Consider the following 22,257-nt stretch of genomic DNA (forward strand, 5'->3'; position numbering starts at 1 on the left):
GTGCCGTCTGTCCGGTCGCCCCGCGGGCGATCGGACTCTCAGACGGCGGCCTTCTTCAGCCGACGGCGCTCCCGCTCGGAGAGGCCGCCCCAGATCCCGAAGCGCTCGTCGTTGGCGAGCGCGTACTCGAGGCATTCGGACCGCACCTCGCACGCGAGGCAGACCTTCTTGGCCTCCCGCGTGGACCCGCCCTTCTCCGGGAAGAAGGACTCGGGGTCGGTCTGGGCGCACAGCGCGCGCTCCTGCCAGCCGAGCTCCTCGTTCGCGTCGTCGACCAGCAGTTGCTGCACCAGCTCGGTCATGCTGCGCCCCTCGTCTGTCTTTCCGCGTCCCCGTGATGTCCCCGTGTGATTCGGCCGTTACCGACGGTGGCCGAACGACACGAGTGAAATTACAAGTGTGCCGCTCCGGGCGAGTCAAGCCAGGATCTGCTAATGAGGCCCTTATTCACCCTGCTGAACCAAGGCCCCGTCGAAAGTGTGCAAATCATCCTGAACTTCGACGGACTGACGGCGAGTCGGTGGTCACCCCGCAGCGGGCTCGATCACAGTTGGATCACGGCCGCGGAGGGGCGCTCGGTTCCGGCAGGTTTGACGCGTCCGGTTGTGCGCCATGTGTCCCGGTCACCGCAGGCACAAACCTTCCTCCTTCCAAGACACCCCCAGAAGGTGAAATCCGTCCCATTCGCGAGGGGTCGAGTTGACACCCGAGGTGTGACCCGGTCTGCTGAGGGGCATGTTCGCGAACTCGGCATCCGCCCCGACCCGCATCGCCGGGTCTCTCGGTGCTGCCCTCGTTCGCGTCGGCTGTCGGCCCTGCCGCCGGTCCTGTTGTCGCACCGGCTGTTGAGCCTCTGACGCTCCGGCCGTAGCCCGCCCGGCGATCTCCGGGCAGGCCGCGCACCCCTCGGGACCATGTCGTCCCACCCGCCTCTCCAGGCCCCCACCCGGGCCCAGCCGTGACGGTCCGTGACCCGGACCCCGGCGGAAGCGGTGCCGTACCCCCTCCCCCACTCCTCAGTTCCTCTTCCGCCCCTCCCGCCACAGGAACCACGCGCACCCATGAACAGCGACAGCGACCTGCAGATCGCCGGCGACATCCTCGAGGTCCCCCACCTGCTCCAGCCGGAGCCCGAACACCCGTCCACGGTGGCCGACTTCGCCGGCCTCGCGCGGAAGATCGCCGCCGACCGCGCCCGGTGGGAGCACCTGGTCCGGTACGACGCCACCACCCGCTGGTACCACCGGCTGCTCACCGGGCCCGGCTACGAGGTGTGGCTCCTGTCCTGGCTGCCCGGCCAGGGAACCGGCCTGCACGACCACGGCCCGTCCTCCGGCGTGCTGGCCGTCCTGGACGGCGCCCTGACCGAGCGCGGCGCCGCCTCCGGCCCCGCCGGCGCGGCCCGGCGGACCCTGGCACCGGGCGCGCAGCGCGTATTCGCGCCGGGGCACGTCCACGAGATCGTCAACGACTCCCTGGAACCGGCGGTCAGTCTGCACGTCTACTTCCCGGGCCTGACCGAGATGCCGATGCACGCCTCCGCGCCCGCCGCGGCGCGCGCCGCGGTCTGACGCGCCGCCACGCCCCGTCGGCCGCCTGCCGGTCGCCGGGGCGGGCCTGCGAGACTGATGCCCATGCGCATTGTGGTTCTGGCAGGCGGCATCGGCGGTGCCCGGTTCCTGCGCGGTCTCAAGGCGGCCGCGCCGGACGCGACCGTCACCGTGATCGGCAACACCGGGGACGACATCCACCTCTTCGGGCTGAAGGTCTGCCCGGACCTCGACACGGTGATGTACACCCTGGGCGGCGGCATCAACGAGGAGCAGGGCTGGGGAAGGGCCGACGAGACCTTCCACGTCAAGGAGGAGCTCAAGGCCTACGGGGTGGGACCCGAGTGGTTCGGGCTCGGCGACCGCGACTTCGCCACGCACATCGTCCGCACGCAGATGCTGGGCGCCGGCTACCCGCTGAGCGCCGTCACCGAGGCGCTCTGCGACCGGTGGAAGCCGGGCGTGCGGCTGATCCCGATGTCCGACGACCGGGTGGAGACCCATGTCGCGGTGACGCTGGACGGTGAGCGGCGGGCGGTCCATTTCCAGGAGTACTGGGTGCGGCTGCGGGCCTCCGTACCGGCCGAGGCGATCGTGCCGGTCGGCGCCGAGCAGGCCAAGCCCGCGCCCGGCGTGCTGGAGGCCCTCGCCGAGGCGGACGTGATCCTCTTCCCGCCGTCCAACCCGGTGGTCTCGGTCGGCACCATCCTGGCCGTGCCCGGCATCCGGGAGGCGATCGCCGAGGCCGGGGTGCCGGTGGTGGGGCTCTCCCCCATCGTCGGGGACGCGCCGGTGCGCGGGATGGCGGACAAGGTGCTGGCCGCGGTCGGCGTCGAGAGCACCGCCGCCGCGGTCGCCGAGCACTACGGCTCGGGGCTGCTCGACGGCTGGCTGGTCGACACGGTCGACGCCGGGGTGGTGGGGCGGGTCGAGGCGGCGGGCATCCGCTGCCGGGCCGTTCCCCTGATGATGACCGACCTGGACGCCACCGCGGCCATGGCCCGTGAGGCGCTGGCCCTCGCGGAGGAGGTGCGGGAGGCGTGAGCCCCGAACGGGAGGCGCGGCCGGAGTTCCGGGTCCGGGCGGTCGACGGACTGCCCGAGGTCCGCGAAGGCGACGACCTCGCCCGGCTGATCGCCGCCGCCGAGCCGGACCTGGCCGACGGGGACGTGGTGCTGGTCACCTCCAAGATCGTCTCCAAGGCGGAGGGCCGGATCATGGCGGCCGCCGACCGGGAGGCCGCGATCGACGCCGAGACGGTCCGGGTGGTCGCCCGGCGCGGCACGCTGCGGATCGTGGAGAACCGGCAGGGCCTGGTCATGGCGGCGGCCGGCGTGGACGCCTCCAACACCCCCGCCGGCACCGTCCTGCTGCTGCCGGAGGACCCCGACGCCTCCGCCCGGGCGATCCGGGAGGGGCTGCGGGACGCGCTGGGCGTGGACGTCGGCGTGATCGTGACCGACACCTTCGGGCGGCCCTGGCGCAACGGGCTCACCGACGTCGGCATCGGCGCGGCCGGGGTCCGGGTCCTCGACGACCTGCGCGGCGGCACGGACGCCCACGGCAACCCGCTGTCGGCCACCGTCGTCGCCCTCGTGGACGAACTCGCGGCCGCCGGCGACCTGGTCAAGGGCAAGGCCGAGGGGCGGCCGGTGGCCGTCGTGCGGGGGCTCTCCCACCTGGTGGGCGGCCCGGACGATCTCCTGGGGGCGCGGGCGCTGGTCCGGTCCGCCCGGGACGACATGTTCCGGCTGGGGACCTCCGAGGCCGTGCGGGAGGCGGTCGCGCAGCGGCGCACCGTGCGGTCCTTCACCGACGAGCCGGTCGACCCGGGCGCGGTCCGCAGGGCCGTCGCCGCCGCGGTGACCGCGCCCGCGCCGCACCACACCACCCCGTGGCGGTTCGTGCTGCTGGAGAGCGAGGAGTCGCGGCTCCGGCTGCTGGACGCCATGCGGGACGCCTGGATCGCCGACCTGCGGCGCGACGGCAAGACGGAGGAGTCCATCGCCAAGCGGGTGCGGCGCGGTGACGTGCTGCGCAACGCGCCGTACCTGGTGGTGCCCTGCCTGATCATGGACGGCTCGCACACCTACGGCGACGCCCGGCGGGACGGCGCGGAGCGGGAGATGTTCGTCGTCGCCATGGGCGCGGGCGTGCAGAACTTCCTGGTCGCGCTGGCCGGGGAGCGGCTGGGGTCGGCGTGGGTGTCGTCCACGATGTTCTGCCGGGACGTGGTGCGCGAGGTGCTGGAGCTGCCGGACGGCTGGGACCCGATGGGGGCCGTCGCGGTGGGGCATCCGGCCGAGGAGCCGCGGCCCCGCGCGGAGCGCACGGCGGAGGCGTTCGTCACGGTCCGGTAGTCCGCCGCCGCCGTGACCCGCGGGGCGTCCGGGGCGGACCGTACCCTCGGGGGCATGGCAGGACGTTTCGCGCCGAGGGCGCCCCGCGGCGGTGCCGCGGGCGTGCCCCGGCAGGGTGGAGGACCCGGGCTGGTCCGGGAGCTGGTTCCCGGCGGCCCGGTCGACCTCGCCCTGGTGCTGGGCGTGCTGCGGCGCGGTCCCGGCGACCCGTCGTTCCGGTTCACGCCGGACGGCGCGGTGTGGCGGGCCGCCCGGACGCCCCTGGGCCCCGGGACGCTGCGCGTCACCGCGCGGGCCACGCTCGGCACGGTGCGCGGGGAGGCCTGGGGGCCGGGTGCCTCCTGGCTGCTGGAGCGGCTGCCGGGGCTGGTGGGGCTGGAGGACGACCCCTCCGTCTTCGTCGCCCGTCACGAACTGCTGCGGGCGACCGCGCGCCGGGTCCCGGGGCTGCGGCTGACGCGGACCGGGCTGGTGCTGGAGTCGCTGATCCCCTCCGTGCTGGAGCAGAAGGTCACCGCGGACGAGGCGTACCGGGGGTGGCGGCGGCTGCTGCGGGCGTTCGGCGAGCCCGCGCCGGGGCCGGCGCCGGAGGGGATGCGGGTGATGCCGCACCCGCGGGCCTGGGCGCTGATCCCCTCCTGGGAATGGCACCGGGCCGGGGTCGACGACAAGCGGGCGGCGACGATCCTGCGGGCCGTGCGGGTCTTCGAGCGGATGGAGGAGGCCGCGGGGATGGCGCCGGAGGCGGCGCGGGCGCGGCTGGAGGTGCTGCCCGGGATCGGGCCGTGGACCTCGGCCGAGGTGGTCCAGCGGTCGCACGGGGCGGCGGACGCGGTGACCACCGGCGACCTGCACCTGCCGGGGATCGTGGGCCACGCGCTGGCCGACGACCGGGACGCGGACGACGCGGAGATGCTGCGGCTGCTGGAGCCGTACGCGGAGTCGGGGCAGCGGCACCGGGCGGCGCGGCTGGTGCTGCTCAGCGGGCGGTTCCCCGCGCGGCGGGCGCCGAAGATGCGCAAGGGCGACATCAGCGTGTGGTGACGCCCCCGGTGCTGAGGCGTGCCTGTGGGGGCGTCACGTCCGCACGGTGGGCCTGATCCGCCGCGGTGCGAACGCGACGTGCGTACGGCCCCGGCCCGCGCCGCAGGGGGGTCAGGCCACGTCGGAGGAGAAGCGGACGGCGCCGGCGGGGATGCGGGCGTCGCACCAGATCCTCGCGCCGGCCCGGAGTTCGTTGTCGGGGCCCACGAACGCTCCGTCGCCGACGACCGCCCCGGTCAGGACCGTCCGCTCGCCGATGTGGGCGCGCGCGCCGACCAGGGAGTCGGTGATGACGGCGCCGGGCTGGACGATCGCCCCGGGCAGGATGGTCGAGCCGCTGATCCGGGCTCCCTCGGCGACCAGCGCGCCCTCCCCCACCACCGTGCCGCCGGTGAGCTTGGCGTCGGCCGCCACCATCGCCGAGGGCAGGACCAGCCGGTCCCCGCAGCGGCCGGGGACGGCCGGGGACGGGGCGCGGCCGAGGACCAGGTCGGCGGAGCCGCGGACGAAGGCCTCGGGGGTGCCGAGGTCGAGCCAGTAGGTGGAGTCGACCATGCCCTGCAGGTGCGCGCCGGCCGCCAGCAGGTCGGGGAACGTCTCGCGTTCGACGGAGACGGGCCGCCCGGCGGGGATGGTGTCGACGACCGACCGGCGGAAGACGTAGCAGCCGGCGTTGATCTGGTCGGTGACGATCTCCTCGGGCGTCTGGGGCTTCTCCAGGAACGCCGTCACCCGGCCCGTCGGGTCGGTGGGGACCAGTCCGTAGGCGCGCGGGTCGGTGACCCGGGTGAGGTGGAGGGAGACGTCGGCGCCGCTGGTGGCGTGGGTGCGGACCAGGGCCCGGATGTCGAGGCCGGTGAGGATGTCGCCGTTGAAGACGAGGACGGGCTCCTCCGGGCCGGATCTCAGCCGGCTCGCCGCGTTGCGGATGGCGCCGCCGGTGCCCAGCGGCTCCTGCTCGGTGACGTACTCGAGGTGGAGCCCCAGGGAGGAGCCGTCGCCGAAGTACGGCTCGAACACCTCGGCCAGGTAGGACGTGGCGAGCACCACGTGGTCCACGCCCGCGGCGGCGGCCCGGGCCAGCTGGTGCTGGAGGAACGGAACCCCGGCCGCGCGGACCATGGGTTTCGGGGTGTTCACCGTCACCGGACGGAGCCGGGTGCCCTTGCCGCCGACCAGGAGGATCGCTTCTGTCACCTGTCGTCTCTGCTTCCTGCCGGGACCGGCCGATCGTGATGTCGGCCGGCCAGTGTACGCAGACCGTTCGATGGCTGTGCGAGCGTCAGGGGCCGGCCGGCCCCCTCCGCCCCGGCGTCATCGTCCCTGGTAGCGGGCCGATGTCGACCGGGCCGTGCCGAGCTTGCTGTAGAGGCGCCCACCCGGACAGCTCGTGGCGAATCCGTCCCGGTGCCCGGAGATGGTGTTCAGTCGTACATTCTTGCCTTTTCGGTAGCGATTGCCACCGCCCGACGTCAGGTAAGTCTTGCCGCGCGGGTTCATGCCGTGCAGACCGAGCTTCCACGCGGTGAGGCGGGCGATGCCGCGGACGGCCTTCGCGGAGGGCTTGGTCGAGCCAAAGCTGCCGATCACGGCAATGCCCATGCTGTTGCTGTTGAAGCCCAGGGTGTGGGCGCCCATCACGGGCCGGGCGACGCCGCCCGCGCGGCCCTCGTAGACCTTGCCGCACTTGTCGACGAGGAAGTTGTAGCCGATGTCCCGCCAGCCCATGCTGCCCACGTGGTAGCGGTAGATACTGCGGATGACCGAGGGGGCCTGCTTGCAGGTGTACCCGTTGCCGGTGGCGGTGTGGTGGACGAACGCCACCTTGACCTTCTTCGTGTAGGCGAACCCCCCTTCGCGCAGGCTCTCGTTCGCCTTCCAGCCCCGGCGGGTGACGATCGCCGGGCGCGGGCCGATGTACGGCGCGGCCCGGGGGGCGTCCGGCTCGGCGGCGGGGGCGGCCGGGGCGGCGGGGGCCTGGGCCCACTCCGGCTCGGGGGTGTCGGGGGTGCCCGGGGCGGCGGCGCGCGGGAGGGCCGCCTGCCGCGCGGTCTCCTCACGGCTCAGCGCGGGCAGGACCTCCGGCCCGGCGCCGGCCCGCCCGGCGGGGGCTCCCGCGGCGGGGCCCGTGCCGGGGTCGACGAGTTCGGCCCGCAGCCCGGACGGGAGCACGGGGACCGCCCCGGCGTGGTCGTGTCCGTCGGCCCCCGGCCGGACTCTGACCTCGACGCCGTCGGAGGCGCCGACCCAGAGCGGGGCGGTGCCGCCGCGGGCGGCGTCCTCGTCGGTGCCGGGGTCGGCGCCGTGCTCGGAGGTGTGGGTCTCCAGCTCCGCCCACGGACTCCACTTCCCGGTCGCGGTGGCGCGCGTGCGGACCTGGACCCGGCCGTGGAGCTCGGCGTCGGGGTCGTCCCAGACCACGCCGACCAGCGAGAACGGCCGGACGTCCCGGCGGGCGAGGCCCCGCTCGACCTGGCCGGGGACGGCGGTGGCGGCCCGGCGGCCGCCGAGGGGGGCCAGGGGCAGCGACTGGGTGGATCCGGCGTCCCCGGCCGCGGCCTCGGCGTACGCCCGGGCGGGGGGTCCGACCGCCGCGGCCACGGGGGCCGCCGTCACCACGGCGAGGGGCACCACCAGCGACGTGGCACAGGTGATGCCCAGTGAGGAGGCGAGGGAGGATGCGACTGTCGAAGAGAGGAATCCGCGCATACCCCGAATCCTTGACATATTCAGACATAACTGTCCATAGCACTCTTGACGGCCTGTCGGGCGTCGTTCGTCCGAACCGGTGGCGCCACCCGCCTCGGGCCCCGGCCGCGCCGCGTACGCTTGCGCGCGTGAACGCCACCGACCGCACCCCCGCCGACCTGCTGCGTTCCGCGCTCGCCGCGGACCCCGCGCGCCCGCTGGTGACCTTCTACGACGACGCCACGGGCGAGCGCGTCGAACTCTCCGTCGCCACCTTCGCCAATTGGGTGGCGAAGACGGCGAACTACCTCCAGGACGAACTGTCCGCCGAGCCGGGCGACCGTCTGGCGCTGCTGCTGCCGGGGCACTGGCAGGCCGCGGTGTGGCTGATGGCCTGTCACTCCACGGGCGTCGTCGCGGCCCCGGGCGGTGACGCCGCCTCGGCGGACCTGGTGGTCACCGGACCGGACACCCTCGAGGAAGCGTCCGCCTGCTCCGGGGAGCGCGTCGCGCTCGCGCTGCGGCCGCTCGGCGGCCGCTTCCCGCAGGCACCGGCCGGCTTCCGCGACTACGCGCTCGAAGTGCCGGGCATGGGCGACCGGTTCGCCCCCTACGCTCCGGTCGACCCGGAGGAGCCCGCGCTGGTCGTCGCCGGCCGGGAGTTCACCGGCGCGGAGGTGGTGGAGCGGGCACGCGCCGAGGCGCCCGGCCTCGGCCTGACCGGGTCGGCCTCACGGATCCTCAGCGGGCTGTCGTACGACACCTGGGAGGGCGTGGCGGCCGGCCTGTACGCCCCGCTGTCCATCGGCGGCTCGGTCGTGCTCTGCCGCCACCTCGACCGGCTCGCCGAGGACGCCCTCGCCCGACGCGTGGACGCGGAGCGGGTCACCGCGACCACCCGCTGAACCCGGAGCGCCTCTGCCGGTCCGCCCGGGCGCGGGCGCGCCTGCGACCGGCGCGGTGCGACCGGCGTGGGTGCGGCCGTGGGGGCGAAGTTGTCACCCGGACGGCGGCAGCGGCGGGAAGGCGGGGCGCGGGACGGGCATGGCACCGAGATGCCGCCCGTGTCGTCGCCACCCCCCCGCCCCCGCCGTCGCGCGCTCCGGATCGCCGTCGTCAGCCTCGCCACGCTCGTCGTGGTGCTGCTGGTGGCGGGCGTGCTGACCGGCTGGGCCCTCTACGGCAGGCTCAGCGAGAACGTCACCTCCGACGAGGCGACGGCCGCCGAGCTGGCCCGACACGCGGCGGAGCGGCCGAAGCGGCTGGTCCCCGACGCGCGGAACGTCCTGCTGATCGGCTCCGACACCCGCGCCGGCAAGGGCAACGCCCGCTACGGCAGGGACCTGGGCGGGGAGCGCTCCGACACCACGATCCTGCTGCACCTGGCGGCCGACCGCGGCAGCGCCGTGGCGGTCTCCCTGCCGCGCGACCTGATGGTCCGCGTCCCCGCCTGCCGCGAACGGGACGGGCGCGGCACCGCGTCCGCCCGGTTCGCGCAGTTCAACAGCGCCTTCACCACCGGCGGGCCGGCCTGCACCATCCGCACCGTGGAGCGGATGACCGGGGTGCGGATCGACCACCACATGGTGGTGGACTTCCACGGCTTCAAGGAGATGGTGGACGCCGTCGACGGCGTCGACATGTGCCTGCGGGAGCCGGTCCGCGACAAGGCCGCCGAGCTGGACCTCCCGGCCGGGCGGGTCACCCTCGACGGCGAGCAGGCCCTCGGCTGGGTGCGGGCCCGCAAGTCGGTCGGGGACGGCAGCGACACCGCGCGGATGGAGCGGCAGCAGCAGTTCCTGGGCGCCCTGGTGCAGAAGGTCCGCAGCGACCACGTCCTCCACAACCCGCTGCGGCTCTACCCGGTGCTGCACGCGGCGACCTCCTCGCTCACCACCGACCCGGGCCTGGCGGGACTGCGGGACCTGTACGGGTTCGTGCGCGAGGTGCGGGGGATCCCGTCCGAGCGGATCCTCTTCACCACCGTCCCCCGCGAGCCGTACCCGGCCGACCCCGACCGGGACCGGCTCGTGGAACCGGCCGCGGACCGCCTCTTCGGCCTGCTGCGCCACGACCGCCCGGTCCCGGTCACGGAGCGCAGCGCCACCGGCCGCACGGGCGCGCACGGCACGCGCGCGGAGCCGGCCCCCTCGCCCTCGTTCAGCGGCACCACCGCCGCCGAGGACCCCTGCGCGTAACGGAGCCGATCCCTCCGGTGACCTGCGTCGAACCCCCGTGCTACCGACAGGTAAAACCATGGCCAAGGGGTGGCGGAGAGACAGAAGTATGCGGCGGATTGCCCGGTTGTAGGGAAGTGGAATGTGTCACCGTCGTCGCTACGCGCCGTTGCGGGCGGATAGTGTGAGCGATCCGGTGCCCCGGCCAGGGTCCGTCCTGCGGTCGGCACCATGACGTGACCCCGCGCCTGGGGGAAGGCGCCGTGGCCCCGACGGAGGACTCGACAACCGTGGACGCGCATGGCCGTGGACGGGCGGACAACATCGATCCCGCCGACCAGTGGGTGCTCAACCCGCAGACCGGCGAGTACGAACTGCGACTGGGCAGTGCCGGTCCGCAGTCGGCACCCCCTCCGGTACCCGGTCCGCGCCGCCCTACTCCTCGTGAGTCGGGCGTGCCGCGGGACCGCACCTCGCACGGCGACGGCTACAGCCGTGAGGCACCCGCCCGGTCGCGTCCCGGTCGCGACGTCCCCCCGCCGCGCAGGCGGCGCGGTCAGCCCGAGGACCTGGAGCCCGGTCGCCGCCGGGGACGCCCGAAGAAGAAGAGCAAGGGCAAGAAGGTCCTCACCTGGACCGGCGGCACGCTGGCCTTCGTGATCGTCGCGACGGCGGGGTTCGGCTACTGGTACATCAAGGACCTCGAGGGCAACATCCAGAAGACCGCGTGCGGCAACGACGCGTGCTCGGACGGCTTCGCCTCGGACGAGGCGTTCAACCTCCTGGTCATCGGCACCGACAAGCGCACCGGCTCCGGCAACGAGGGCTACGGCGACAGGAACAGCGCCGGCCACGCCGACACCACGCTGCTGCTGCACGTGGCCGAGGACCGCAGCAACGCCACGGTGATGAGCATCCCCCGGGACATGGTCATCGACATCCCGGACTGCGAGACCACCGCGGAGGACGGCTCCACCAAGGTCGTGCCGGGCACCCCGAACACCCGCTTCAACGAGAGCCTGGGCCAGGGCGGCCGTGACGCGAGCTGCACGGCGCTCACCGTCAAGGAGGTCACCGGCATCCAGGTCGACCACTTCATGGTGGCCGACTTCAACGCCGTGAAGACCCTGACCACCGCGATCGGCGGCGTCGAGGTCTGCGTCGAGAAGCCGATCGACGACCCCAAGTCGCACCTGAAGCTGCCGGCCGGCGAGTCGGTCGTCGAGGGCGAGCAGGCCCTCGGCTTCCTGCGCACCCGCTACAGCTTCGGCAACTCCGGCGACCTGGACCGCATCAAGGCCCAACAGGCCTTCCTGGGCTCGATGATGCGGAAGATGTCGTCCGGCGACACCCTGACGAGCCCGACCAAGCTCAACAACCTCGCGCAGGCCGCCACCAAGGCCCTCGAGGTCGACGCGGCCATCGGCAAGGTCTCCGTGCTGAAGGACATAGCGCTGGAGATCAACGAGGTCGACCCGAAGAACATGACCTTCCTGACCGTCCCGGTCGTCGACAACCCGGCCGAGCCGACGCCGGTCACCGTGGTGCCGAACCCGGAGAAGGCGCCGCAGGTCTTCCGGATGATCCAGGAGGACGTCTCCTTCACCGAGGCGAAGCGGCAGAAGAAGAAGCAGAAGGACGCCGAGGCCGCCCGGCTCAAGGGCTCCAAGGCGGACCCCTCCGAGGTGCGGGTGCAGGTCTTCAACGGCGGCGCCCAGTCCGGCGCCGCGTCGGCGACCCTGAGGTGGCTGCAGAACGATCAGGGCGTCCTCAAGTCGGAGAACGGCGGCAACGCCGACGGCACGCAGAAGAAGACGACCCTCGAGTACGCCCCCGACCAGGCCGACCAGGCCCGGGCGCTGGCCGCCATGATGGGGATGCCGGGCTCCGCGCTGAAGGAGGGCGAGAGCGCGACCAACGCGCAGGGGCTGCCGACGATGACGTTGACCCTGGGGGAGGACTTCGAGGGGGCGGGCATCCCGCTCACCGCGCCGACCGAGGCGCCGGACGTCGAGAAGTCCACGGCCGACAAGGCGCAGTGCGCCAAGTAGGCGCGTAGGCACAGCAGAAGTACAGGAAGTAACGGCTCGTTCCGCGCAACGAATCGACCGCCTCGCGCATCTCACAGATGAGATGCGCGAGGCGGTCTCCGTAGGCGGGCGGAAGCAGGGTGGGAGGGGCACGAATGGCAGGGACGCGCGTGCGCGGTGAGGGCGGGCGCCGCGGCTCGACGGGGGGCGCGGCCGACCTCGGCTGGGACGACAGCCTGTACGAGGCCGACGGCTCCGGCGACGAGCCGTCGGGCGGGAACGGGGACGGCAACGGGGGCGGGGACTCGGGCGCCTCGGGCACCGAGCCCCGCGACGGCGGACGGCACGGCGGCGGGCGCCGCCGCGTCAAGGGCGCCGGACGGGGCCGCGGGGGCCGAAGACGGCGCGTGCTGCGCTGGACGGCCCTGGTGCTGGCGTTCCTGATACTCGGGGCCGCCGGGGCCGGTTACCTCTACTACCGGCACCTGAACGGCAACCTGCGCACCGACGCCCGCGCCGGCGGTGAGTCCGACGCGAAGAAGACCAAGCCGAACGCCGCCGGCCAGACCCCGCTGAACATCCTCGTCCTCGGGTCCGACGACCGGAACGACCCCAGGAACCTGAAGCTGGGCGGCAGCAAGGAGAACGTGGGGCAGAAGCCCCGCGCCGACGTGCAGATGCTGCTCCACATCTCCGCGGACCGGAAGAGCGCCTCGCTGGTGAGCATCCCGCGCGACACCATGGTGCAGATCCCCGAGTGCCGCGACGCCAAGGAGGACGAGACCTACCCGGCCACCTTCGGCATGATCAACTCCACCCTGCAGCGCGGCGGTCCCGGCTGCACCCTGTCGACCTGGGAGAACCTCACCGGGGTCTACATCGACCACTGGATCGTCGTCGACTTCATCGGCGTGGTCGACATGACCAACGCGATCGGCGGCGTCGACGTCTGCGTCAACCAGAACGTCTGGGACCGGCCCACCGCGGCGCAGCGGGGCGGCTCCGGGCTGAAACTGGAGAAGGGCACCCGCTCCATCAAGGGCGAGCAGGCCCTCCAGTGGCTGCGCACCCGGCACGCCTGGGGCAGCGACCAGAACCGGGCCAAGGCGCAGCAGATGTACCTCAACTCGATGATGCGCGAGATGAAGGAGACCAACGTCTTCACCGACGCCGGGGAGCTGACCAGGCTGGCGGAGGCGGCCACCAAGGCGCTGGAGGTGTCCGAGGAGATCGGCAGCGTGGCGAAGCTCGCGAACCTGGCGATGGAGCTCAAGGAGGTCCCGGTCAACCGCATCACCACGACCACCATGCCGAACGTCCCGTATCCGCAGGACCCGAACCGCCTGGTCCCGAAGTCCGGCGACGCCGACAGGCTGTGGGCGATGCTGCAGGACGACGTGCCGTTCGACGGCAACGGCACCAAGGGCAAGAAGGCCTCGGACGGGCCGGCCGACGAGGCGGCGCCGGACGCGGAGATCGACGTCCAGGTCCGCAACGGCACGGCGAGCGACACGCTGGGCGCCGTGGAGGGGCGGGCGACGGTGGTTCAGGAGGCGCTGGCAGCCGAGGGGTTCGGGCGCGCCACCGTGGACCGCGAGGCCGCGGACCCCGCCAAGCGGACCGTGGTGCACTACCCGAGCGCCGACCTGAAGGGCGACGCCCTGCGGGTCGCGGAGGCGCTGGGGATCCCGGCCGGCTCCGTGAAGAAGTCCGCCGAGGTCAACGGGGTGACGCTGACCGTGGGCGCCGACTGGCGCGAGGGCGACAGCTACCCGAAGGAGAACGTGCTGGAGGAGGGCAAGCTCCCCGAGAGCGCGGAGGCGCAGAACGGCGCCGAGAAGAAGTGCATGGACGTCGCCGAGAAGATCTACACCTGGTAGCCGCGACGGCCGCCCGCACGGGGAAGGGCCCCGGCCGAAACGTTTCGGCCGGGGCCCTTCCCCGTGGTCCTCGGCGCTGCGGCGCTTCGTGCGCTTCCGCGCTGCGTGCGCTTCCGCGCTGCGTGCGCTTCCGCGCTGCGTGCACTTCGGCGCTGCGTGCACTTCGGCGCTGCGTGCACTTCGGCGCTGCGTGCACTTCGGCGCTGCGTGCACTTCGGCGCTGCGTGCACTTCGGCGCCGTCGCGTCAGTCGGTGGCCGGGGTCAGCACGGCCGGGCGGCGGGAGGCGATGACCTTGCGGGCCAGCGACTTGGGGCTGGTGAGGAAGCCCCAGCCCCAGGACATGTGCATGGTGGCCAGCGCGACGGGGATCCGCAGCCGCGCCGTGAGCGGCAGGCCCTTGCCGGCCGGGACGGACCCGGCGACGATCGCGGCCAGGTAACCGCCGGGCACCACGAACGCCCACGGGGTGAGCGCCACCCCCGCGACCAGGCCCGCGGCGATGGCGCACACGGCCGTCGGCGGGGCGAGGTAGCGGAGGTTGATGGAGCCCTGGTGGTAGCGGGCGACCACGTGCCGCCAGCGGCCGTAGTCCTTGTACTGCTTGGCCAGCGCCTTGACGCTGGGCCGCGGCCGGTAGGAGACCCGCAGCTCGGGCGAGAACCAGATCAGGCCGCCGGCCTCGCGGATCCGGAAGTTGAGCTCCCAGTCCTGGGCGCGGATGAACTCCTCGTTGTACCCGCCCTGCTGCTCCAGCGCCTCACGGCGGAAGACGCCCAGGTAGACCGTCTCCGCCGGGCCGGCCTCGCCGCCGGTGTGGAAGGCGGCGTTGCCCACGCCGATCTTCGAGGTCATGGCGGCGGCGACCGCGTGCTCCCAGGCGTTCTCGCCCTCGGCGTGCATGATGCCGCCGACGTTCTGCGCGCCGGTCTCCTCCAGGAGGCGGACCGCGGTGGCGATGTAGTTCGGCGAGAGCATGCCGTGGCCGTCGACGCGGACCACGACGGGGTGGCGGGACGCCCTGATGGCCGCGTTCAGGGCGGCGGGGGTGCGGCCGGTCGGGTTCGGGACCGTGTGCACCCGGGGGTCCTCGCGGACGAGCTCTGCGGCGATCTCGTCCGTGCGGTCCGTGGACGGGCCGAGGGCGATCACGACCTCCATCTCGCCCGCGTACTCCTGGGCGAGGATGGCGCGGACGGCCTCACGGAGGTGCCGCTCCTCGTTGAGGACCGGCATGATCACGGACACGGCAGGGAGCTGCACGTCGGAATTGGCGTTCATCAGCCCTCACGTTACCGCGATCGGGGGACTGCGGCGCGCGCCGTCCCGCCGGGGGACCGGGCTGCAGATCGTATCGGCCTACCGTGCTCACGGAACGGATGGATACGGCCCGGTTCGTGGGCCGCCCACGGAGCCCCCAGGCCCTCCCCCAGGCCCTCGCGGAGGTGTACGTCCCTTGCCCGCCACACCGCCCCGACCGCCCGAACGACCGGACCCCCGGTACCGCCGGCCGCAGCGCGCCCCGTTGCCCGGCTCCCCGCCTCCCCCCGACGCCGCGCGGTCCTCCGCCGCAGCGCGGTCCTCCGCGCCGCGGGCCGGGGTTTCGCGCTCCGGAGCTCCGCGGTCGGGGGTTCCGCGGGCCGGGGCTCCGCGCGCCGGGGCGGTCCCGTCGGAGGCGGTCCGGGGCGGTGCGTCTCGCGGTGGTGGGTCGCGCGGTGGTGGGTCGCGGGCTCCCGAGTCTCGTGCGGGCGCCGCCCGGGCCGGTGGGTCCCGGTCGGCGCAGGGGCGGGGCGGGACACGCGCGGTGCCGCCTCGGGCGGGCCGGGCGGACACCTCGGTGCGCGGTGACGGGTCCGGCGGGGCCGGGGCCGGGCGGCCGGCGGGGTACGGGCCGGGGCGCGGCCGGGGCGGCGGGGGCGCGGGCGGAGGCGTGCCGCCGCGGCGGACCGGAGGCGGCGCGGGAGGCGGACGCGGGCCACGGCGTCCCGCCAGGCGGCGCGGCTGGGGCGGACGCCTGGTGACCACCCTCTCCGTCACCGTCCTCGCCGCGGCCGGTGTCGGCCACTCGGTGCTCACCGGGATCGACGAGGGCATCACCCGCGTCGACCCGTTCCGCGACATGAAGAACCGCCCGCACGCGGGCCACGGCACCAACGTCCTGGTGGTCGGCACCGACGCGCGCGACCGGATCACCCCGGAGGAGCGGCGCAAGTACCGCCTCGGGGGGCAGCCGTGCCACTGCACGGACACCATGATGGTCGTCCACATCTCCGAGGACCGGGACCGGGCCAGCGTGGTGAGCCTGCCGCGCGACTCCTTCGCGGTGACCCCGGAGTACACCGACCCGGACACCGGGACCAAGCGTCCCGGGCATCCGGTCCGGCTGAACGCCGCCTACGCGGAGGGCGGGCCGCAGCTCACCGTGCGGACCGTGGAGAAGATGACCGACCTGAAGATCGACCACTACCTGGAGGTCGACTTCACCAGCTTCATCCGCACCGTGGACGTGCTGGGCGGGGTCCGGATCTGCACCGTGGAGCCGCTGAAGGACTCGCACACCGGGCTGGACCTCCGGGCCGGCCAGCACCGGCTCGACGGCGGACGGGCGCTGCAGTACGTCCGTGCGCGGCACGTCGACGCGGCGTCCGACTTCGGGCGGATGCAGCGGCAGCAGCGGTTCCTGGCGGCGCTCATCGAGCAGGCCACCTCGTCGGGGGTGCTGCTCAACCCGGTGAAGCTGAAGAACGTCGCGGGCACGGTGCTGGGGTCGGTGCGGGCGGACCACGGCTTCGGCACCGGGCAGATGATGGACCTGGGGCGGGCGATGCGGAACTTCTCGCCGTCGTCCTCGGAGTTCACGACCGTGCCGATCGCGCAGATGAAGTACCGGGTGCCCGGTGTCACCGGGGAGACGCTGAAGTGGGACGACGGGAAGGCGCGGCAGATCTTCACGGCGCTGCGCGAGGACCGGCCGCTGGCGCCGCACGTCGCGAAGCGGCCCAAGGCGGTACGGGTGCCGGTGGCGCCGGAGCGGATCCGGGTGCAGGTGGAGAACGGCACGATGACGCCGGGGCTCGGCCAACGGGTGGCCAAGGGTCTGGCGGCGACGGGGTTCGTCACGACGGGTTCGCCGGTGAACGGGGCGAACCGGGCGGTGCGGCGGACGGTGGTGCTGCACGACCCGCGCTGGGACCGGTCCGCGAAGTCGCTGGCGGCGGCGTTGCCGGGGGCGGAGGTGCGGGCGCGGCCGGGGCTGGGGCCGACCCTGCGGGTCGTCGCCGGCGCGGACTTCACCGAGGTCCGCCGGGTCAGGGCGGAGGACCCGTACCAGGGAGAGAACGGCGTCGTCACCGGCGACCAGGTCGTCTGCGAGTGACCGACTCCGCCTCCCGCCTCGCTGGGCGCCCCAGCAGGGCGGGAGGGCGGTACAACGCCCGCGCTGCGGGGGCGGCGCGCACGGCGACGTCCACGCCGTGAGCCGCCCGCGCGGGACGGTGGGCACGGTAGCCGTGAGCCGCCCGCGCGGTGGAGGGGTCAGTCGGCGAGGCCCGCGGCGGTGCGCTGTTCGCGGAGTTCGAGGATCGCCCGCCGCCGCGCGAGCCGGTGGCTGCGACGGATCTGCGCCTCCTGGTACCGCCGCCGATCCTGCTCGGACTCGGGAATCACCGGCGGCACCGGCCGCGGCTTCCCCCCTTCGTCCACCGCCGTGAACACCAGGTACGCCGACCCGACGTGACTCAGCGGCACCGACTCGTTCCACCGCTCCGTGAGGACCTTCACGCCGATCTCCATCGAGGTCCGCCCCGTCCAGTTCACCTGGGCCCGGACGTGCACCACGTCCCCGACCCGCACCGGCTGGAGGAAGGCCATCTCGTCCATGGACGCGGTGACCGCAGGCCCCTCGGAGTGCCGCCCCGCCACCGCGCCCGCGGCGTCGTCGACCAGTTTCATGATCACACCGCCGTGCACCGTGCCGAGGAGGTTGGTGTCGTGGTGGGTCATGATGTGGCTGAGCGTGAGCCGCGTCGCCGACGCGGGCTTCCCGGGTATGCCGGAATCGGAGGTCAGGGCCTGTTCTGTCATGCCCTCCACCTTATGCGGGAATCCCGCACCAGCCCGATTTGCCCCGGTTCATGTGTCGGGTTCGCAACAGCCGGGCCCCGGGTTTTCCACAGGCCTTCTGGGGGCGCCGTCCGACCGTGCAGACTGTCGGTCATGAATGACTGGCCCCAGGGATGGTCCGACAACAGCCGCGGCAACCGGTACGGGCGCGGCAGCGCGGGCGAGCCCGAGCCCGCCCGCGTGATGCGCCAGGTCCGCCGCGAGCCGTCCGGCCCGCCCCCGGGCCACCCCGCCGCGCCGTACGGCGACGTCCCGCGCCAGCCGGCCGCGCCGCCGTACGAGGCCGGGTACGACCCCAATTACGACAGCGGCTACAACACCGGTCAGGTCTACGGCGGCCACCAGGCCGGCCGTGGTCCCGGCGGCCGTGGTCCCGGCGGCGGTGGCTACGACGACGGCGGGTACGCCGGCGGCTACCGCAGCACGCCGGACTGGGGCCGCCGGGTCAAGCGCACGGCGATCACCGTGGTCACGGCCCTGCTCGTGGTGACGGTCGGCACCTACTTCTGGGCCGACTCCAAGCTCCGCGAGGAGGTCGACCTCTCCAAGGTCATCGAGCGGCCGGAGGAGGGCGACGGCACCAACTACCTGATCGTCGGCTCCGACAGCCGCGAGGGCATGTCCGACGAGGACAAGAAGCGCCTGCACACCGGCTCCGCCGACGGCAAGCGCACGGACTCGATGATGATCCTGCACACGGGGAGCAACGGGCCGACGCTGATATCCCTGCCGCGCGACTCCTCGGTGGAGATCCCGAGCTTCAAGGGCTCGGACTCCGGCAAGTTCTACGAGGGCACCGGCCGCCGGGTGAAGCTGAACGCGGCGTACGCCGAGGACGGCCCGGAGCTGCTGGTCCGCACCGTGGAGTACAACACCGGGCTGCACATCGACCACTACGTGGAGATCGGCTTCGCCGGCTTCGCGAACATCGTGGACGCGGTCGGCGGCGTGGAGATGGACATCCCCAAGGCGTTCAAGGACAAGAAGTCGGGCGCCGACTTCGAGGCCGGCAAGCAGACCCTGAACGGCGAGGAGGCGCTGGCGTTCGTCCGCACCCGGTACGCCTTCGCGGGCAGCGACCTGGACCGGACGAAGAACCAGCAGAAGTTCCTCTCCGCCCTCGCCAACCAGGCCGCCACCCCGGGCACGGTCCTCAACCCGTTCCGTCTCTACCCGACGCTGAGCGCCGGCCTGGACACCCTGATCGTCAGCGAGGGCACCGGGCTGTTCGACCTGGCCTCGATGTTCTGGGCGATGAAGGGCGTCACCGGCGGCGAGGGCACCTCCATGAACATGCCGATATCCGGCTCCAGCGGCGGCAGCCTGGTCTGGGACAAGGCCAAGGTGGAGAAGCTGGTGGAGCAGCTGAAGAACGACGAGCGGGTCACGGTCAAGGGCAACTGAGGTCGCCCCTGCGGACGCCGAAGGGCGCCCCGGCCGTGCGGCCGGGGCGCCCTTCCCGTACGGGTGACGAGCCTTCCGGCTACGGCAGGTTGCGCGCCATCACGATGCGCTGGACCTGGTTGGTGCCCTCGTAGATCTGCGTGATCTTGGCGTCGCGCATCATGCGCTCGACCGGGTAGTCACGGGTGTAGCCGTAGCCGCCGAGCAGCTGGACGGCGTCGGTGGTGACCTCCATGGCGACGTCCGAGGCGAAGCACTTGGCCGCGGCGCCCTGGAAGGTGAGGTCGGGGTCGTTGCGCTCGGACTTCGCGGCGGCCGCGTAGGTCAGCTGGCGGGCGGCCTCGATCTTCATGGCCATGTCCGCGAGCATGAACTGCACGCCCTGGAAGTCGGCGATCGGCTTGCCGAACTGCTTGCGCTCCTGGACGTAGCCCTTGGCGTAGTCCAGCGCGCCCTGGGCGATACCGAGGGCCTGCGCGGCGATGGTGATGCGGGTGTGGTCCAGCGTCTTCATCGCGGTGGCGAAGCCGGTGCCCTCCTCGCCGATCATCCGGTCGGCGGGGATGCGGACGTTGTCGAAGTACACCTCGCGGGTCGGGGAGCCCTTGATGCCGAGCTTCTTCTCCGGCGCGCCGAAGGAGACGCCCTCGTCGGACTTCTCGACCACGAAGGCGGAGATGCCCTTGGAGCGCTTGGTGGGGTCGGTGACCGCCATCACCGTGTAGTACTCGGACTCGCCGGCGTTGGTGATCCAGCGCTTGACGCCGTTGAGCACCCAGAAGTCGCCGTCGCGCACGGCGCGGGTCTTCATGCCCGCCGCGTCCGAACCGGCCTCCGGCTCGGAGAGGCAGTAGGAGAAGCCGCCCTGGCCCTTGGCGAGCGGGGTCATGTACTTCTTCTTGAGCTCCTCGGAGCCGGAGAGGATCACCGGCAGGGAGCCCAGCTTGTTGACCGCCGGGATCAGCGAGGAGGAGGCGCAGACGCGGGCCACCTCCTCGATCACGATCACCGTGGCGAGCGCGTCGGCGCCCGCGCCGCCGTACTCCTCCGGGACGTGCACGGCGTGCAGGTCGTTGGCGACCAGGGCGTCCTGCGCCTCCTGGGGGAAGCGGGCCTCCTCGTCGACCGCCGCGGCGTACGGGGCGATCTTCGCCTCGGCGAGGGCACGGACCGTGTCGCGGAGCATGGTGTGCTCCTCGGACGGGCGGTACAGGTCGAAGTCAGCCGATCCGGCCAAGGTCTCTCACGCTCCAAGGGAAGGAAGAAGAGGGGAACGATGCAGTTAACTACCGTTTAGTAGCCGAATCCTAGGACGTTCCCGCCGCCGGGGCACCGGGAGGCTTCCGTGAGGTTGGCGACAGCGGTCACACCTGCCGGGGGTCTTCCCGTACGGGCGGACGTCCACCCCCCGGTTATGCTCGGTCGGCGCGCAGCCAGCACGTGGACAGCAAGGACGTCACCCTTCAGGAGCACCCCATGGCCCTCAAGATCACCGTGATCGGCACCGGCTATCTCGGCGCCACGCACGCCGCGGCCATGGCCGAGCTCGGCTTCGAGGTGCTCGGCCTGGACGTCGTCCCCGAGAAGATCGAGATGCTGCAGCGGGGCGAGGTCCCGATGTACGAGCCCGGTCTCGAGGACCTGCTGCGCCGGCACGTGGCCGGGATCGAGGGTTCCTCCGGGCGGCTGCGCTTCACCATGGACTGGGCGGAGGTCGGCGCCTTCGGCGACGTGCACTTCGTCTGCGTGAACACCCCGCAGCGGCACGGCGAGTACGCCGCGGACATGAGCTACGTCGACTCCGCGATCGCCTCGCTGGCCCCGCACCTGACCCCCGGTGCGCTGGTCGTCGGCAAGTCGACGGTGCCGGTGGGCACGGCGGACCGGATCGCGGACTACCTGGCGGCGCACGCGCCGGACGGCGCGGACGTGGAGCTCGCCTGGAACCCCGAGTTCCTGCGCGAGGGCTTCGCCGTCCAGGACACCCTGCGCCCGGACCGGATCGTGGTCGGCGTGCGCGGCAACCGGGGCGAGAAGCTGCTGCGCGAGGTGTACGCGGCGCCGCTGTCCGAGGGCACGCCGTTCGTGGTGACGGACTTTCCCACCGCCGAACTGGTGAAGACCTCGGCGAACTCCTTCCTCGCCACGAAGATCTCGTTCATCAACGCGATGGCCGAGGTGTGCGAGGCGGCCGGCGGCGACGTCGCCAAGCTGGCGGAGGCGATCGGGTACGACGACCGGATCGGCAAGAAGTTCCTGCGCGCCGGCATCGGCTTCGGCGGCGGCTGCCTGCCGAAGGACATCCGGGCGTTCATGGCGCGCGCCGGTGAGCTGGGCGCGGACCAGGCGCTGACCTTCCTGCGGGAGATCGACTCCATCAACATGCGGCAGCGCGGCCGGATGGTGGAGCTCGCGCGGGAGGCGCTGGGCGGCGGGCCGTTCCTCGGCAAGCGGGTGGCCGTGCTGGGCGCGACGTTCAAGCCGGACTCCGACGACGTGCGTGACTCCCCCGCGCTGAACGTCGCGGGGCAGATCCACCTGCAGGGCGGCCAGGTCACCGTGTACGACCCCAAGGGCATGGAAAACGCGCGGCGGGTCTTCCCCACGCTGGGGTACGCCGAGACGGCCGAGGACGCGGTGCGGGGGGCGGAGATAGTGCTCCACCTCACGGAGTGGCGGGAGTTCCGGGAGCTGGACCCGGAGAAGCTGGGTGCGGTCGCGGCGCGGCGGATCCTGCTGGACGGGCGGAACGCGCTGGACCCCGAGCCGTGGCGTGCCGCCGGCTGGACCTACCGCGGCATGGGCCGCCCCGCCGCCTGACCCCGCCGCCCGACCCCGCCGTACACGCGCCGCCCCGCGGGCCCTGGGCCCCGGGGCGGTACACGTGCCCCCCGCGGGGCCCTGGGCCCTGGGGCCGACGCCACGTGACCCTCGCGCCGCGGCGCAGGCGGAGGCCGGGCGGTCAGCGCCGTCCGCTCCCCCGCCCCGCCCCCTCCCCGCTCC

Annotated in this window: 17 protein-coding genes; 11 read left to right on the forward strand and 6 right to left on the reverse strand. The window is 73.3% G+C overall.

What is annotated here, in order from left to right:
• Window positions 1–38 precede the first annotated feature (38 nt).
• Entirely contained in the window at window positions 39–302 is a 264-nt protein-coding gene (locus ACWD3O_RS04795; RefSeq protein WP_108951581.1) for a WhiB family transcriptional regulator, read from the reverse strand.
• Window positions 303–1,061: 759 nt separating this feature from the next.
• On the opposite strand from ACWD3O_RS04795, the gene ACWD3O_RS04800 reads away from it, so the two are divergent.
• The 4 genes from ACWD3O_RS04800 to ACWD3O_RS04815 all read left to right on the forward strand — a co-directional run bounded on the left by ACWD3O_RS04800 (window position 1,062) and on the right by ACWD3O_RS04815 (window position 4,954).
• Window positions 1,062–1,571 (forward strand): cysteine dioxygenase, encoded by a 510-nt coding sequence (locus ACWD3O_RS04800; RefSeq protein WP_451413444.1) that lies wholly within the window; start codon window positions 1,062–1,064, stop codon window positions 1,569–1,571.
• 63 nt (window positions 1,572–1,634) lie between these two features.
• A complete protein-coding gene (gene cofD / locus ACWD3O_RS04805; RefSeq protein WP_451414845.1) occupies window positions 1,635–2,594 on the forward strand; it encodes a 2-phospho-L-lactate transferase in 960 nt (319 codons plus the stop codon).
• Entirely contained in the window at window positions 2,591–3,910 is a 1,320-nt protein-coding gene (locus ACWD3O_RS04810) for a coenzyme F420-0:L-glutamate ligase (protein WP_451414846.1), read from the forward strand. Before cofD ends, ACWD3O_RS04810 begins: the two co-directional genes overlap by 4 nt.
• Before the next feature lie 54 nt (window positions 3,911–3,964).
• Complete coding sequence (locus tag ACWD3O_RS04815) at window positions 3,965–4,954, forward strand: DNA-3-methyladenine glycosylase family protein (RefSeq protein WP_451414847.1); 990 nt, start codon at window positions 3,965–3,967, stop codon at window positions 4,952–4,954.
• Between the two features lie 111 nt (window positions 4,955–5,065).
• On the opposite strand, the gene ACWD3O_RS04820 is transcribed toward ACWD3O_RS04815, so the two are convergent.
• On the reverse strand, window positions 5,066–6,151 hold the full coding sequence (locus ACWD3O_RS04820) for a sugar phosphate nucleotidyltransferase (RefSeq protein ID WP_451414848.1): 1,086 nt from the start codon (window positions 6,149–6,151) through the stop codon (window positions 5,066–5,068).
• Between the two features lie 117 nt (window positions 6,152–6,268).
• Window positions 6,269–7,663: a peptidoglycan recognition protein family protein gene (locus ACWD3O_RS04825; RefSeq protein WP_451413439.1), complete on the reverse strand. Its 1,395-nt coding sequence runs from the start codon at window positions 7,661–7,663 to the stop codon at window positions 6,269–6,271.
• A gap of 128 nt (window positions 7,664–7,791) precedes the next feature.
• Here ACWD3O_RS04825 and ACWD3O_RS04830 point away from each other — a divergent pair, with 128 nt between their 5' ends.
• The 4 genes from ACWD3O_RS04830 to ACWD3O_RS04845 all read left to right on the forward strand — a co-directional run bounded on the left by ACWD3O_RS04830 (window position 7,792) and on the right by ACWD3O_RS04845 (window position 13,729).
• Entirely contained in the window at window positions 7,792–8,547 is a 756-nt protein-coding gene (locus tag ACWD3O_RS04830) for a TIGR03089 family protein (protein ID WP_451414849.1), read from the forward strand.
• Window positions 8,548–8,697: 150 nt separating this feature from the next.
• Complete coding sequence (locus tag ACWD3O_RS04835) at window positions 8,698–9,840, forward strand: LCP family protein (protein WP_451413437.1); 1,143 nt, start codon at window positions 8,698–8,700, stop codon at window positions 9,838–9,840.
• A gap of 269 nt (window positions 9,841–10,109) precedes the next feature.
• Window positions 10,110–11,870, forward strand: a complete 1,761-nt coding sequence (locus ACWD3O_RS04840; RefSeq protein WP_451413436.1) for an LCP family protein — start codon at window positions 10,110–10,112, stop codon at window positions 11,868–11,870.
• 134 nt (window positions 11,871–12,004) lie between these two features.
• On the forward strand, window positions 12,005–13,729 hold the full coding sequence (locus ACWD3O_RS04845) for an LCP family protein (RefSeq protein WP_451414850.1): 1,725 nt from the start codon (window positions 12,005–12,007) through the stop codon (window positions 13,727–13,729).
• A 245-nt stretch (window positions 13,730–13,974) separates the two neighbouring features.
• Here ACWD3O_RS04845 and ACWD3O_RS04850 read toward each other — a convergent pair whose 3' ends face one another.
• Entirely contained in the window at window positions 13,975–15,009 is a 1,035-nt protein-coding gene (locus tag ACWD3O_RS04850; protein ID WP_451414851.1) for a glycosyltransferase family 2 protein, read from the reverse strand.
• A 649-nt stretch (window positions 15,010–15,658) separates the two neighbouring features.
• On the opposite strand from ACWD3O_RS04850, the gene ACWD3O_RS04855 reads away from it, so the two are divergent.
• Entirely contained in the window at window positions 15,659–17,104 is a 1,446-nt protein-coding gene (locus ACWD3O_RS04855) for an LCP family protein (RefSeq protein ID WP_451414852.1), read from the forward strand.
• Between the two features lie 158 nt (window positions 17,105–17,262).
• On the opposite strand, the gene ACWD3O_RS04860 is transcribed toward ACWD3O_RS04855, so the two are convergent.
• Window positions 17,263–17,811: an acyl-CoA thioesterase gene (locus tag ACWD3O_RS04860; RefSeq protein ID WP_451413432.1), complete on the reverse strand. Its 549-nt coding sequence runs from the start codon at window positions 17,809–17,811 to the stop codon at window positions 17,263–17,265.
• 132 nt (window positions 17,812–17,943) lie between these two features.
• Between ACWD3O_RS04860 and ACWD3O_RS04865 the strand changes: the two genes are divergently transcribed.
• Window positions 17,944–19,254, forward strand: coding sequence for an LCP family protein (locus ACWD3O_RS04865; RefSeq protein WP_451413431.1), 1,311 nt, complete (start codon window positions 17,944–17,946; stop codon window positions 19,252–19,254).
• Window positions 19,255–19,333: 79 nt separating this feature from the next.
• Here the strand turns inward: ACWD3O_RS04865 and ACWD3O_RS04870 are convergent, their stop codons facing one another.
• Complete coding sequence (locus ACWD3O_RS04870; RefSeq protein WP_451413430.1) at window positions 19,334–20,491, reverse strand: acyl-CoA dehydrogenase; 1,158 nt, start codon at window positions 20,489–20,491, stop codon at window positions 19,334–19,336.
• 239 nt (window positions 20,492–20,730) lie between these two features.
• On the opposite strand from ACWD3O_RS04870, the gene ACWD3O_RS04875 reads away from it, so the two are divergent.
• The gene (locus ACWD3O_RS04875) at window positions 20,731–22,074 is read left to right on the forward strand and encodes a UDP-glucose dehydrogenase family protein (RefSeq protein ID WP_451413429.1); all 1,344 of its coding nucleotides are present in this window, start codon (window positions 20,731–20,733) and stop codon (window positions 22,072–22,074) included.
• Window positions 22,075–22,257 lie beyond the last annotated feature (183 nt).

Source organism: Streptomyces sp. NPDC002640, assembly GCF_053592575.1.